This is a genomic window from Litorivivens sp. (assembly GCF_041624475.1).
Taxonomy (GTDB): Bacteria; Pseudomonadota; Gammaproteobacteria; order Pseudomonadales; family Spongiibacteraceae; genus Litorivivens.
In genome coordinates this window covers 153726-168246 of sequence record NZ_JBFJUX010000006.1, presented here as the reverse complement: position 1 = coordinate 168246, position 14521 = coordinate 153726, and the positions used below count along the sequence as shown (strand labels likewise).

General features: G+C 55.6%; 11 protein-coding genes. 3 read left to right on the top strand and 8 right to left on the bottom strand.

Going from position 1 to position 14521, the window contains the following annotated elements:
• A partial coding sequence (locus tag ABY734_RS09165; RefSeq protein WP_372778695.1) for a PEP/pyruvate-binding domain-containing protein occupies window positions 1-1136 on the bottom strand: 1136 nt, incomplete at its 3' end.
• Window positions 1137-1276: 140 nt separating this feature from the next.
• On the opposite strand from ABY734_RS09165, the gene ABY734_RS09160 reads away from it, so the two are divergent.
• On the top strand, window positions 1277-2098 hold the full coding sequence (locus ABY734_RS09160) for a pyruvate, water dikinase regulatory protein (protein ID WP_372778687.1): 822 nt from the start codon (window positions 1277-1279) through the stop codon (window positions 2096-2098).
• Window positions 2099-3241, top strand: coding sequence for a patatin-like phospholipase family protein (locus ABY734_RS09155; RefSeq protein ID WP_372778686.1), 1143 nt, complete (start codon window positions 2099-2101; stop codon window positions 3239-3241).
• A 42-nt stretch (window positions 3242-3283) separates the two neighbouring features.
• Here the strand turns inward: ABY734_RS09155 and ABY734_RS09150 are convergent, their stop codons facing one another.
• The 6 genes from ABY734_RS09150 to ABY734_RS09125 all read right to left on the bottom strand — a co-directional run bounded on the left by ABY734_RS09150 (window position 3284) and on the right by ABY734_RS09125 (window position 12150).
• Entirely contained in the window at window positions 3284-3751 is a 468-nt protein-coding gene (locus ABY734_RS09150) for a YiiD C-terminal domain-containing protein (RefSeq protein ID WP_372778685.1), read from the bottom strand.
• On the bottom strand, window positions 3751-4722 hold the full coding sequence (gene meaB / locus ABY734_RS09145; protein WP_372778684.1) for a methylmalonyl Co-A mutase-associated GTPase MeaB: 972 nt from the start codon (window positions 4720-4722) through the stop codon (window positions 3751-3753). Before meaB ends, ABY734_RS09150 begins: the two co-directional genes overlap by 1 nt.
• A gap of 85 nt (window positions 4723-4807) precedes the next feature.
• A complete protein-coding gene (gene scpA, locus ABY734_RS09140) occupies window positions 4808-6973 on the bottom strand; it encodes a methylmalonyl-CoA mutase (RefSeq protein WP_372778683.1) in 2166 nt (721 codons plus the stop codon).
• Window positions 6974-7032: 59 nt separating this feature from the next.
• Window positions 7033-7443: a methylmalonyl-CoA epimerase gene (mce, locus tag ABY734_RS09135; RefSeq protein ID WP_372778682.1), complete on the bottom strand. Its 411-nt coding sequence runs from the start codon at window positions 7441-7443 to the stop codon at window positions 7033-7035.
• Window positions 7444-7554: 111 nt separating this feature from the next.
• Window positions 7555-10398 (bottom strand): biotin/lipoyl-containing protein, encoded by a 2844-nt coding sequence (locus tag ABY734_RS09130; protein WP_372778681.1) that lies wholly within the window; start codon window positions 10396-10398, stop codon window positions 7555-7557.
• A 42-nt stretch (window positions 10399-10440) separates the two neighbouring features.
• Window positions 10441-12150, bottom strand: a complete 1710-nt coding sequence (locus ABY734_RS09125; protein ID WP_372778679.1) for an acyl-CoA carboxylase subunit beta — start codon at window positions 12148-12150, stop codon at window positions 10441-10443.
• Between the two features lie 339 nt (window positions 12151-12489).
• Here ABY734_RS09125 and pabB point away from each other — a divergent pair, with 339 nt between their 5' ends.
• Window positions 12490-13833 (top strand): aminodeoxychorismate synthase component I, encoded by a 1344-nt coding sequence (gene pabB, locus ABY734_RS09120; RefSeq protein ID WP_372778678.1) that lies wholly within the window; start codon window positions 12490-12492, stop codon window positions 13831-13833.
• Between the two features lie 23 nt (window positions 13834-13856).
• Here pabB and thrH read toward each other — a convergent pair whose 3' ends face one another.
• Entirely contained in the window at window positions 13857-14477 is a 621-nt protein-coding gene (gene thrH, locus ABY734_RS09115; RefSeq protein ID WP_372778677.1) for a bifunctional phosphoserine phosphatase/homoserine phosphotransferase ThrH, read from the bottom strand.
• Between the last annotated feature and the right edge of the window lie 44 nt (window positions 14478-14521).

The window sequence follows — 14521 nt, the reverse complement described above, 5'->3', positions numbered from 1 at the left end:
GTGACCAGCACATCCCCTTTCTGTACCTGATCCATTTCTGACAGGCCGGCCACAACCCGAACCGGACCACTGCCGATGCGCTGACCGATGGACCGGCCTTCGCAGATGACCTTGCCCTTTTCTTTTAGCAGGTAGCGTTCCATCAGGTTAGCGGATTCCTGACTTTTTACGGTTTCCGGGCGGGCCTGAACAATAAACAGTTTGCCGGTATCACCGTCTTTGGCCCACTCGATATCCATCGGACGCTGATAGTGCTTCTCGATGATCAGGGCCTGTTTAGCCAGTGCCATGACCTCGTCGTCAGTGATACAGAAACGATTGCGGTCAGCCTCGTCGACGTCCACCGTTTCAACGGACTTACCTGCCGACGCTTCGTTGCCGTAAATCATTTTGATGGCTTTGGCGCCAAGGTTGCGCCGCAACACGGCGTGCTTGCCCTGCTCCAGAATCGCCTTGTGAACATAGAACTCGTCCGGATTGACCGAGCCCTGCACCACGGTTTCACCAAGACCATAAGACGCGGTAATAAATACCACGCCGTCAAAGCCCGATTCGGTGTCCATACTGAACATCACGCCGCTGGCGCCGATTTCCGAGCGCACCATGCGCTGAATACCCGCCGACAAGGCGACGTCAGCGTGCTCAAAGCCCTTGTGAACACGATAGGCAATGGCGCGATCATTGTAGAGCGAGGCGAAGACTTCCTTGATCGCGATTTTGACGTTGTCCAGGCCACGAATGTTGAGGAAGGTTTCCTGCTGACCGGCGAAGGACGCATCCGGCAAATCTTCAGCCGTAGCCGACGAACGCACAGCGACGGCAATTTCGGCATTGCCTTCTGCCAGTTCCTCAAAAGCCTGACTCACCGCGGCATCGAGCTGCGCAGGAAAGGGGGTGTCGATAATCCATTGCCGAATATCGCGACCGGTTTCGGTAAGGGTCTTTACGTCATCAACGTCGAGGCCTTCAAGACGCTGCTTGATACGCTCATTCAAGCCGCTTTGCTGCAGAAAGTCCCGGTAGGCGGACGCGGTGGTAGCAAAGCCACCGGGCACGGAAACCCCTGCGTCGGAAAGCTCGCTGATCATCTCGCCCAGTGATGCGTTTTTGCCGCCCACACGCTCGACATCATCCATGCCAAGCTCTTGAAACCAAAGAACGTATTCAGACAAAACGGGTTTCCTCTAGTGAATAAGGTACGTGCTCTAAAGATCGCGTATGATACTGGAACTCGGCCAGAAATTCGCCCTATAAGAGGCCCCGTATTGTGACAGAAATGACCAAAAGAACGGCATTTTTCATCTCTGACAGCACCGGTATCACCGCAGAAGCATTGGGCAGCAGCCTGCTGGCCCAGTTTGAGGGCCTGAAATTCGAACGGATTATCCTGCCTTATATCGACAATGCCGAGAAGGCCCGTTCCGCTGCCGAAAAAATCGACCGGGTCGCAGCCCGCGATGGCAGCCAACCGATCGTGTTCGACACTATCGTCAATGAAGAAGTTCGCAAAGTGATCAAGGGCAGCGCGGGTTTTACCGTGGATATCCTGTCCACCTTCCTGACCCCCCTGGAAGAAGCGCTCGGCATTAAATCATCGTTTACCGTGGGCGGCGCCCACAGTGTCTCCAACGAACCCGATTACAAGCACCGGATCGATGCGGTGAACTACGCACTGGACAACGATGACGGCGCCAAGATTGATCGCTACCATCAGGCTGAGCTGATCCTGATCGGAGTATCGCGCAGCGGCAAGACCCCTACCAGCCTGTATCTGGCCCTGCAGGCGGGTGTCTTTGTCGCCAATTACCCCCTCACCGAAGACGACCTGGATAATGGGCGTATTCCTAAACCCCTGGCCCCATTTCGCGACAAACTCTACGGCCTGACCATCGAGCCCGAACGGCTGTCGACCATTCGCACCGAGCGACGGGCCAACGCTCGCTACTCCACGCTGGCGCAATGTGAATACGAGGTTCGCCAGGCAGAAATTATGTTCAACCGCTTCGGCATCCCTTATATTGAATCGACCCACGCGTCGATTGAAGAAATAGCTACCCGCATACTGGTGGATGCCGGGCTACGGGGACACAGCAAGTAAATGCAGGAAGCGAACCACGATACAGCGTTGATTCTACCGGGGGGCGGTGCCCGTGCAGCCTATCAGGTCGGTGTTATCAAGGCCCTTGCCACGCTGCACGGTAATCGCGAGTACAACCCCTACCGAATTCTCTGTGGCACCTCGGCCGGGGCGATCAACGCGGTTGCACTGGCCACCAAGGCCGAAAACTTCGGCAACGCCGCTGACTGGCTTGAATCCCTCTGGTTAAACCTCAGTACCGACCAGATTTATCGCTCCGACTGGCTGGGTGTGATGAGTAATGCCTGGCGCTTGTTGCTGTCCCTGTTTAATTCAGGGATCGCGGTCGGGCGCCCCGTCGCACTTCTCGACAACTCGCCTCTGCATGAACTGCTGCGCAAGAATCTCGACTTCGGCGCCATTTCAGAAAACATCGCCGCCGGCCATCTCGAGGCTCTCAGCCTTACCGCCATGGACTACACCCAGGGTGTGTCGATCAGCTTTTTTCAGGGCGGCCCGGAGCGGGCAGGATGGCAGCGCTGGCGTCGCCAGGGGGTGCCCACCCCCATCGATATTTCGCATGTGATGGCCTCAACCGCCATCCCGACCATATTCCCGCCCCAGCGCATTGGCCGCAATTACTTTGGTGACGGCGCCCTGCGGCAACTTACCCCGATCAGCCCGGCCCTGCATCTGGGTGCCCAGCGCGTTCTGATTATTCCGGCAAACGGTCACCGCCGGGAATATCGGCGCCCTATTCAAAAAATTCAGTCACCCGCCTTTGGTCAGATTATCGGCCACCTGCTCAACAGCGCCTTTGTCGACAGCATCGAAACCGATATTGAACGACTGGAGAGGATCAACCAGTTGATTCGTCTGATGCCGGAGCAGGATTCCTTTACCGACCACAAGCTGCGCCCGATTGATGCGCTGGTGATCTCGCCCTCGCAGGATATTGACGCTATCGCTGATGACTTTGTTCATGGCTTGCCACGCAGTATCCGGACATTTTTGCGCGGCAGCGGTAATCGCAGCGCCGGCGGCGTTAATATCGCCAGCTATCTGCTGTTTACCCATAAATTCAGTGAGCGGCTGATTCAGCTCGGTTACAACGACGGTATGGAAAATATTGAAGAGTTGCGGCGGTTTGTTTATGGAGATTAATACGCCAACGCGCGACAGAACTCATTTTGTCTGTCGGGAAACTCAAACCTGAATATTGGGCGCGTGACCGATAATGGCGTACAGCCCTGTGAACTTAACCGCAGGCTCACCGCCTTGCAGAATCCGGGTCTGCAATTCAATTTTTGCCTTTCCGCGGTCTTCAAACTGCTGAAAAAAGGTCTCCCAATCGCCTTCAGTCACTGGCAGTGACGAGGCGACAATATCGCCTGGCACCGGTGCCAGGTAGTCTATTTCACCCCGGGCAACAACGATATTCGGATCAATTCCTGCCTCACGGCAGCGCAGGTACACCATGCCCCAGCCCGCCATAACTGCCACTACATACAGACTGCCACCAAAGGCCGTATGCTTATCGTTGATACTCGGCCCCAGCGGCGCACGCAGGGTCAGCGATTGGCTGTCGTAGTCAGCCACCTCGATTTCCAGCGCCCGCGCCGTCGGTAGATGAGTCTGAACGAATTCCGTTAGTTTGTGGGCTATGTCTTTCATCAATTCGCCTTGAACAGCAAATCAATCAGCGATTTCGCCGCCAGATAGGGAGTGGTCTTGCCTTCGGTTACCTGGCGATCAAGCTCCGGCATCTGTTGCTTAACCTCAGGATTCTGCTTAAGTTTCAGATCAAGCATTTCGTGAAGCAATTTGTGCATCCACTCCTGAGCCTGGCGGGCACGCTTCTCGTGAAACGCCTTGTTCTTGATGGCATCGATCTGAAAGTCCGAGATCATGCCCCAGACCTCCTCGATATTTTCCTTCTTCAGCGCTGAGCAGGTTTTTACCTGCGGCGTCCAGAAGCTGGTATGGCGCAGCAAATGCAAGGCGTTCTGATAATGACGCCGCGTCTGCTGGGCCATGTTGAGGCTGTCGCCGTCGGCCTTGTTAATTACCAACGCATCTGCCAGTTCCATGATTCCTTTTTTGATGCCCTGTAGCTCATCGCCCGCATTGGGCAGCATCAGCACCATGAAAAAATCGACCATACTGGCCACTTCGTATTCCGACTGTCCTACCCCAACCGTTTCTACGAGGATCACATCATAGCCGGCGGCTTCACAGAGCAGCATGGTTTCGCGGGTTTTCAGTGCAACGCCACCAAGGGCACCTTCCGACGGCGAGGGCCGAATAAAGGCATTATCCATTCGCGACAGCTCTTCCATCCGGGTTTTATCCCCCAGAATGGAGCCACCAGCGATGGGTGAGCTGGGGTCTACCGCCAGCACAGCCACCTTCTTGCCCTGCTCGATAACCGTTTGGCCAAAACTTTCGATAAACGTGGACTTGCCCACCCCGGGAATGCCGGTGATGCCAACGCGAATGCTGTTTCCGGTATAAGGCAGTACCGCTTCGAGCAGACGCTGGGCCTGCTCGCGGTGCTCAGCTCGCTTACTTTCCACAAGGGTAATGGCTTTGGCCAGAGCACGGCGATTGCCTTGACGGAGCTGGTCTATATCAATACTCGTCATTCTATTCGAGCGTCCATAACAAAAAGCCCGGCAAAAGCCGGGCCTGAAGCATCAAACCGCATGGGCCTGACAATGTACCCGCGAATCAGCTTTTGTAATTCGCATTGATGGAGTCAAGTACTTCACGCGCCGCTTTGGGGATCTGGGTGCCAGGCCCGAAGATACCCTTTACGCCAGCCTTATTCAGGAAGTCGTAGTCCTGGCGTGGGATAACACCACCGGCTACCACAATAATATCCTCAGCTCCCTGCTTCTTCAGCTCTTCGATCAGCGCCGGTACTAGCGTCTTGTGGCCCGCAGCCTGCGACGAAACGCCCACTACATGAACGTCATTCTCGATCGCCTGCTTGGCCACTTCTTCGGGCGTGGAAAACATGGGTGACAGGTCGATATCGAAACCCACATCCGCAAAGGCAGTCGCTATTACCTTGGCGCCGCGATCGTGTCCGTCCTGGCCCATTTTACAGACCAGCATACGCGGGCGACGGCCGTGCTTTTCAGTGAAAGCCTCAATATCGGCGGAAATTTCATTCCAGTTGTCGTCGTTCTGATAGGCGCTACCGTACACACCGGATACCGTTTGAGCCTGCGCATTGAAGCGACCGAATTCGCGCTCCATGGCAAAGGAAATTTCACCCACGGTAGCACGAACGCGGGTCGCTTTCACCGCCAGATCCAGCAGGTTGCCTTCGCCGCTTACCGCGCACTGGTAGATCGCCTCCAGAGCATCTTCAACGGCTTTTTCGTCTCGATTGGCGCGAATACGCTCCAGCGCGGCGACCTGTGATTTGCGGACTTTCTCATTGTCGATATCGAGAATATCGACGTCATCTTCGGTTTCCAGTCGGTATTTGTTCACACCGACAATCACATCTTCACCGCGATCGATGCGGGCCTGCTTGCGCGCCGCCGATTCTTCAATGCGCAGCTTGGGCATACCGGTTTCAATCGCCTTGGCCATGCCGCCTTTTTCTTCCACTTCCTGGATCAGCTCCCAGGCTTTTTCGGCGATGTCGTTGGTCAGCGATTCCATCATGTAGGAGCCACCCCAAGGGTCAACCACCTTGGTGATGCCGGTTTCTTCCTGAATGATGAGCTGGGTGTTGCGAGCAATCCGGGCCGAGAATTCCGTCGGCAGCGCAATCGCCTCGTCCAGTGCGTTGGTGTGCAGCGACTGGGTGCCGCCAAATACTGCAGCCATGGCCTCAATTGTGGTGCGAACCACGTTGTTGTAGGGATCCTGCTCGGTCAGCGACCAACCGGAGGTCTGGCTATGGGTGCGCAGCATTTTTGAGCGCGGATTCTTCGGCTTGAACTCATCGACGATGCGAGCCCACAAAAGCCGCGCAGCGCGGAGTTTGGCAATCTCCATGTAGAAGTTCATGCCAATGCCCCAGAAGAAGGACAAACGGCCTGCAAACTTATCGATATCCAATCCCGCGGCCAGTGCAGTGCGGATATACTCTTTACCGTCCGCCAGCGTGTAGGCCAACTCCAGGGCGGCATCGGCACCGGCTTCCTGAATATGGTAGCCCGAAATAGAGATGGTGTTGAATTTGGGCATGTGGTCCGACGCGTAGGCAATGATATCGCCGATAATTTTCATCGACGGTTGCGGCGGATAGATATAGGTATTGCGCACCATGAATTCTTTCAGAATATCGTTCTGAATGGTGCCGGAAAGTTGATCCTGGCTAACGCCCTGCTCTTCTGCAGACACAATGTAGCCCGCCAGTACCGGCAGCACCGCGCCGTTCATGGTCATGGATACAGACACTTTGTCCAATGGGATGCCGTCAAACAGCACTTTCATATCTTCGACTGAGTCGATAGCCACACCGGCTTTACCAACATCACCGGTCACCCGCGGGTGATCGGAGTCATAACCACGGTGCGTTGCCAGGTCAAAAGCTACCGATACACCCTGCCCGCCGGCTGCCAGCGCCTTGCGGTAGAAAGCATTCGACTCTTCAGCGGTGGAGAAACCCGCATACTGGCGGATCGTCCAGGGACGGCCAGCATACATCGTCGGCTGAGGGCCCCGAATAAACGGTTCCATGCCCGGCATCGTGTCAGTGTACGGCAGATCTTCAACGTCTTTCTTACTGTACAGCGGATTGACGTCGATGCCTTCCGGTGTATGCCAAACCAGATCATCCAGGCTTTTACCGCCCTTGCTCATCTGCTTGTTGGCCAAGTCTTCCCAGGATTCGCGCGTTGCCTCGGGTGCTTTGTAGTCTTTGTCTGCCATATCTTGTTACCTGTCAGTGATAGCCAAGCCAGTGCAAGCCTGGGCCTTGATAACGTGAATCAGTGATCGTCGCCGGGCTGATTGATTTCCACCAGCACGCCATCACAACTTTTCGGGTGAATGAAAATCACTTTGGAATTGTGCGCTCCCAGGCTCGGTTCCTCTGACAGAAACTGATAGCCTTTAGCCTTCAGGCGAGCTACATCTTCCTCAATGTTGTCACTTCGAAAGCAAATATGGTGCAGGCCACCTGGTTTTTTCTCCAGGTATTTGGCAATCGGGCCTTCACCGTTCAAAGGGTGTACCAGCTCGATGCTGGTGGCAGGCACCGGGAAAAAGGCGGTGGATGTTTTGGCATCAACCACATCTTCAGTGCCTTCAAAATTTAGCTGAAAATCTTCCTTGAAACGCGCAATGGCCTTTTCCAGTTCGGGAACGGCAATGGCGATATGGTCAAGTGCGGTTATCATGAGGCTTATACCTGTGAACTTGAATCAAAAAGCAGTGAGCGCGCCTGCGTGCGACGCGCTATCTACAACAGTGCGCGACAGGCGTCTGATCACAGACGCCCTGCTCAGCACTTAAACGATGGTTTTCAGGAAATCCGCTGTCTTCAGCTTGCGCTTTTCGGCAATTTCCTCTGGCGTTTCAATCACGATTTTCTCGTCTGGCGTCACCTTGAAGACCGGCTGGCCTTTCTTGATGATCACGCCATCGCCATCGATCAGGCACTTGTCGACCGTACCCGAAAACGGAGCAACCACCTTGTTGAACATCTTCATGACTTCAACAATGTAGAGTACATCGCCCGCTTCGAAGTGATCACCTTCCTTCACGAACACATCCATGCCGGGCGCTTCACGCGGGTAGAACATACCGCCGCTGGCCGCCAGAATCTCATCGGATTTGGCCGCAGGCGGGGGCACCAGCACCTTGGCCATACGGTCCTGCAGCTCTTTCTCGGTTAGACGATCCGGAATGCTGATGCTCAGGTCCGCGTTCACTTTCAGGTCGTGGAACTTGGTCTTGCGCGCGATGTAGGTCAACACAGACAGCAGCTCGGTACCGGCCTGATAGCCAGCGTGCGCTTGCTGGGCCTCAACCCACTGCTTCTTGGTAATACCCTTCGGCGCCTTGTCTGAAGCCAGTGCTGCCTGCAGCTCGACAAAATCGTCGGTGCCAAGCTTGTCTTTCAGGCTGGCATAAAAATTCAGGGCAGCTTGAAGTACTTCGTTGTCGTGGTCCCAGATCATGTGCCGAGCGGGTTTGCCCGGTTGATAATCCATATTCAGGAAGTGATACAGCTCAGCCAGCAGCTCAATGGGGTTTACCTTCCACTCCACAGACTTCTTGCTCACTTTCACCGCATCTTTGTGCACGCTCAGCCAGCCAGCCATGTAATGAGGTTCGCCAAACAGTCGCTCCAGCGGTCGGGTAATCAGCAGCTGTTTGAGATCCAACGCGTTGGCCCAGGCCTTCGCGGTTTTGGGGTCGGCTTCTGCCAGGTACTGCTGTTTGATCTGGCCGTAGGCAAAGTCCAGGTCAATCTGTGAAGCAGCCTCTCTCAGCTCACCCACAGCAGTCAGGTAGGGAACGATAAAGCGGGTGCTGGGACGTGCGTTAATGCCGTTGCCGAGGAACCAGTACACAAGACCGTAGTGGAATTGCAGGTTGGTGGCCAGATCCTTGCCCCGCAGCTCGGTGCGGCGAAGGATTTCAGCAAGCTTGGTGTAGCTGTCGAGTCGGTTTTGACCCGTGGTGAGCAAGAGCGCAATGTTGGAGTCGTAGGCACCGGCCAGGTGGTACTTCATAAACACATCCGTGTCCGGATTGTGCATGGAGATCCCCTGGTCGTCGCGAATTTCGCCTTCCAGCGCATCCGACCAATACTCGATCACGCCGCCTGCGTGAGGCTGCAGCGCCTGGTTAGTGGCGTTCATGCGCGCTTCTACCGAGGCGGGCTCGCGAACGATACGCTCAGGTTTGGGGAGGCGCTTGCCATGACGGGCAATCAGGGCCATCACTTCCACCAGACTCTCAGCGATAAAGAAATCGTTAGGATCGTCCGGATTGATGAACTTCAACTTGTAACACAGCTCGGTAACCCGGTGCTCAACCTGAATCCGGGTGTTCATTTCCATAAAGTAGTGCGCTTCACCGTCGACGATACACTCAAAGGTGCCTACCGAATCGAGCTTCACTGCTTCACCGAAAACCGCGCCCTCTTCTTCCATGCGCTGCAGGATCTCGAGATCCTTCTTCAGCTGAGTGACTTCGGCGCGGCGCCCGGCCGCGCTGGCCTCCTCTATAGCCGCTTGCAGCTCTTCCACGGTCACAGACACTTCCAACAGTTTCTGCTCGTGCATCTGCAAAGAGCAGTCGCGACCGCCCATAGTCATGCACCACTCACCATTGCCCACCACCTGGATTTCCTGGTGACGGGTGGTATCGATGTTCATTTCGATCAGAACGTTTTTGTTGTCGCCCACGCCGTTGGTCTTGAGCTCAATCAGACATTCCTTAACCAGCGACGGTACCGGGGCTGCGGCCAGCTCCACGCGCTCTTCCAGGGTCTTGCCCTTGTAGGAGTTGGCGGATTGAAGAATACGCTGCCCTTTACCACCGCCACCGGCGATGGCCTTCAGGCGAAAGCGGTTGTTCGGCTTTTCGCTCAGCATGCGCTTGGCTTCAACCTTAAGCGCCTCGCCTATATCATCGGCATCGATGATATCGATTCCCGCATCGTAGGAGGCAGCCAGCAGCGCCAGCGCTTTCTCTTCGTCGTCCTTACACTTGGAGAAATCAACCTTCAGCTTGTGGTCTTTGGCACACTTTTCAAGACCGTTTTCACCGTACTTGGCAAACAGGGCCAGGCTGGTCGCGTTGTTGACACCGGGGGTCACCGATACACCGGTTTCCAGTGCCGTGCGCTTGGCCTGGTCTTTCATGCCAGCGGCTTTCTGGGTGTAGGAACAGGGGCCAATAAAGTTCAGGCCGGCCTCTTCCATGGCTTCAACCATCTCGGCATCTTCAGACATGAAGCCGTAGCCAGCGAAAATCGCGTTGTAGCCGTTATCCTTGGCGATACGGACAATCTGCTGGATACGCTTGCCGCGCTCTTCTTTATTGGCACCGGTGTAGTCCGGCACCCGGTGAACACGGTCCGGGTCGGTCAGCTTGCGCAATTCCGGCGCCAGCGCGTTGGTGTAGGTGATTGAGTCCTTTTCAGACAGCAGAATGCCGTAGCCGTTGATGCCCATTTCGTCGAAGACATCCATTGCCTCCTTGCGAATCGGGCCGCGGCAGATGATCAGCGGTTTCAGGTCTTCACAGGAAAAGCTGCGTACCCACGACGATGGCGAATTAGACAGCTTGCGATCCGCGTGGATCAGCGGGTTGTTCAGATAGTAGTTGTTGCTTTGCACGAGTGTGTTCCCCTTGTAATCCGGTTTGCCGTTTAAGTGACGTCAGTGGAATTCGCGTTGCGGTCCGCCCATGGGTTCGGGCTTGTAGCTCGCCATATGCAGCTCCAGCTGCTCGGCAATGACCTGTCGCAAATCCGACGGCATAACAATTTGTGAGATGGATCCGAGGCTCAAAGCCTCATTGGGGTTCATGAGCTCGCGCTCGTAACGCTGCGCCAACAGGGCTTCTTCAGCTTTCTGCCAGGCGGCCACTTCAGCCTTGGCGTCTTTTTCCGACAGGCCCTGCTTCATGGCTTTAGCCAAACGATCTTTCAGGCTGCTGCGAATGGCGCGCAGTTCGTCTTTGTAAACGTACTCAACACCGGCCGGACCCATAACCGCCAGGCGGGTGGTGGGCAGTGCGCAGACAAAGTCGGCACCGGTCGGGTAGTTGTTGAACGAAGCGTAAGCACCACCAAAGGCGTTGCGAATGATGATCAGGAAGCGCGGGGTGCGCAGATCAACAATCGAATCCAACATGGCACGGCCTGCCTGAACAATACCGCCCTCTTCCTGTTCCCTACCGGGCAGGAAGCCGGTGGTGTCTTCCATAAACATCACGGGAATGTTGTAGACGTTACAGAAGCGAATAAAGCGAGCGTTTTTGTAAGCGGCGCCGATATCGATCTGACCGGACGCCACAGCCGAGTTATTCGCAACGAAACCGACCACATTGCCGCCTATGCGGCCAAAGGCCGTAATGGTATTGCGGGCGCGCTCGGGCTGTACCTCGAAATAATCGCCGTGGTCACACAACTGCTGAATAATAATGCTGATATCAAACGGCGTATTGAAACCGGTCGGGCTATTGAAAGACTTCTTCAGCAGCAGATCGATATCCCAGGTCTTGCGGTCAATCGGGTCAGAGGTTGGCTGAAACGGCGCCTGTGAGGCATTGTTGTCGGGCAGGTAGTTCAGCAGTTGCTTAACCTTGTTCAGCGCGGCGACTTCATCGGGAACGACAAAGTCAGTTACACCGGACTGGGAGTGAACCTTGGGGCCACCCAGATCATCGGCCGTAACGTCTTCACCCAACACCGACTTGACGACACCGGGGCCGGTCAGGCCGAAGAAGGTATCGTTGGGTTGAACAACAAATGAGCCTTGGCGCGGCAAGTAGGCACCGCCACCAGCGTTGTAGCCAAACATGCACATGATAGACGGCACAACACCGTTAATACGGCGCAGCGCAGTAAAGGCTTCTGCGTAGCCGTCCAGACCACCCACGCCGGCCGGGATAAAGGCGCCGGCGGAATCATTCATACCGACCAGCGGAATACCCAGCTTGCCAGCCAGTTCAAACAGTCTGGCCAGCTTGCTGCCGTTGGTCGCGTCCATGGAGCCGGCGCGCACGGTGAAGTCGTGGCCGTAAATCGCTACATCGCGGCCATTAACCTTGATGATGCCTGTTACCAGCGAGGCGCCGTCGAGGTTTTTACCCCAGTTCTGGTACAGAATCTTCGGTTCGGTGTCCGCATCCTTGAGCACCTGAATGCGCTCCCAGACGGTCATGCGCTTTTTCTGGTGCTGCTTCTGAATGCTTTTTACACCCGCGGCCTTATAGGGAAGCTGGAGCAATTCATGCCCCATCATCAGAGTGGTTTCGTACAGGCCGGGGTCATAATCGAGCTGACCAGGAACGGTGAATTCAACGTCCTTGGCCTGCTCAAACGGGTTTGTCAGTGTCGGGGCGATCTGCGATTTTTTTGTCATGCTTCCTGTCTCAGCAACTAAAGTTGAGGCTTGATTAAGCAACTGACGATGGCGGAGGGCTGATTACAGGCGGGCAAAGGTCGCTCACCTGCCGCAGGAATATTCCCTGACGGCCCACTCTTTTGAATCGAAAGTTGACAAAGAACACTTACCTTTCAAGGGTTTAAGTCGGTGTTCTTCGGCTTCAGGCGGGCGACAACATTAATTGCATAGGGGGGCCGTGTCAATGTACAAAGCGGACACTAAATGCTGTCTAATCCGGCAATCTCGCTGGATTTCAACAAGTTGTGGTCGATACAATAGCGCCCCACACCTCACCAGAGCTGCCTCCCTTACACCATGGCGTCGTTCACGGTTCGCGAACTAACCTACCAATCCGACAGCAGCCTTCTCTTTGAAAGGGTGCGCGACCTGCCCTACCCGGTGTTTCTGGACAGTGCCTGGCCCTACTCCGAGCGGGGCCGCTACGACATTATCAGTGCTGCCCCACTGGAAACACTTTCACTTTCAAAATCAAACAGGAAAGATGGCTTTGCAGAAGCATTCGAAAAGCTTTCCGCCCTATGGCAAATGCTGCCCGCCGCAGATATCGACTTAGAGCTGCCATTTTCCGCCGGCATCATTACCGCCCTGAGCTACGATGGTGGCCGTTTTCTGGCGGGCGTCGGCGCTGCCGATTCCAGCTACCGTCTGCCGGATGTTTTTGCCGGCCTCTACAGCTGGGCGATCGTTGCCGACCACCTCGATAAACGCCGTTTTCTGGTAAGTCACCCAGCCACGCCAAGCTCCCTGCTCAACGACATTGAAGCCCGCCTGAGCGATGCGACGCCTATGCCAGCCAAGCCCGCTTTTCGTGTCACAGAGAGATTTGAAACTAATTTATATTCAGATAGTTACAAAACACTCTTCACTCGGGTTAAAGAATACATTCGGGCCGGCGACAGCTACCAGATCAATCTCGCCCGGCGCTTTGAAGCTCCCTGCGAGGGGGATGCCTGGGCGGCCTACCGGCAACTGCGCTTGGTGGCTGCCGCCCCCTGGTCTGCCTATCTGGAGCTGCCCGGCAGTCAGGTTCTGTGCCTGTCACCCGAGCGTTTTATTGAAGTCCGTTCCGACAAAGTCAGCACCGTCCCGATCAAGGGCACGGCACCCCGCTCCCCCATCCCGGAAAAAGATCAGGCTCTGGCCAATGCTCTGGCCGCCAGCACCAAGGACCGCGCAGAAAACCTGATGATTGTCGATCTGCTGCGCAACGATATTGGCCGCTGCTGCCAGCCCGGCAGCATTCATGTGGACAAGCTGTTCGAGCTACAAACCTTTCAGACCGTTCATCATCTGGTTAGCACCATCAGCGGCACACTGGCACCGGAGTATACCGCGCTCGACTTGCTGGCAGCCTGCTTTCCCGGCGGCTCTATCACCGGCGCGCCAAAACGCCGGGCAATGGAAATCATTCACGAGCTCGAACCCCACGAACGCTCAATCTACTGCGGCTCGATTGCCTACCTCGACATCAACGGCAACATGGACAGCAACATCGCCATCCGAACCCTGCTCTGCGAAGATAACCGACTCTACTGCTGGTCGGGGGGCGGCATTGTTGAAGATTCAGAGGTAAACGCAGAGTTTGAAGAGACCTGGAATAAGGTGGGGGCCTTGCTGGAGAGCTTGACGGACGTCTGACGAAGCACCAGACGCCCAGAAGGTCAGAGAGACAGGTCTCGATTGGAAGCCTTGAGGAATTCTTTCTTCAGGTCTTCATAGGTATGCACAGCCGGGTACTGGGGGAATTCCGCAATCACATTATCCGGCGCGTGAAACAGGATGCCCGCATCAGCCTCGGCCAGCATGGTGGTGTCGTTATAGGAGTCACCGGCGGCGATCGTGCGATAGTACATGCTCTTGAAGCCGACAATGGCCTGCCGTTTGGGGTTGGCTTGGCGCAGTTTGTAATCGGTAATACGACCCGATTCGGTATCGACTTCCAGGTTGTGACACAACAGCGTGGGATAGCCCAGCTGGGCCATCAGCGGCTTGGCAAACTGGTAAAAGGTGTCCGACAGAATTACCACCTGAAAACGCTCGCGCAGCCAATCGACAAACTCCGGCGCGCCATCCAGCGGCTTCATGGTGGCGATCACTTCCTGAATCTCATTCAGACCGAGCTTGTGTTCATCCAACAGACGCAAGCGCTGCTTCATCAGCACGTCGTAGTCGGGGATATCGCGGGTGGTGGCCTTGAGTTCCTCGATGCCAGTGCGCTCGGCAAAGTCGATCCAGATTTCCGGTACCAGAACCCCTTCAAGATCAAGACAGGCTATTTCCACGTCGATAGTCCCCTAGCTGAAAAGGCCAGCACTCTACCCAGTTC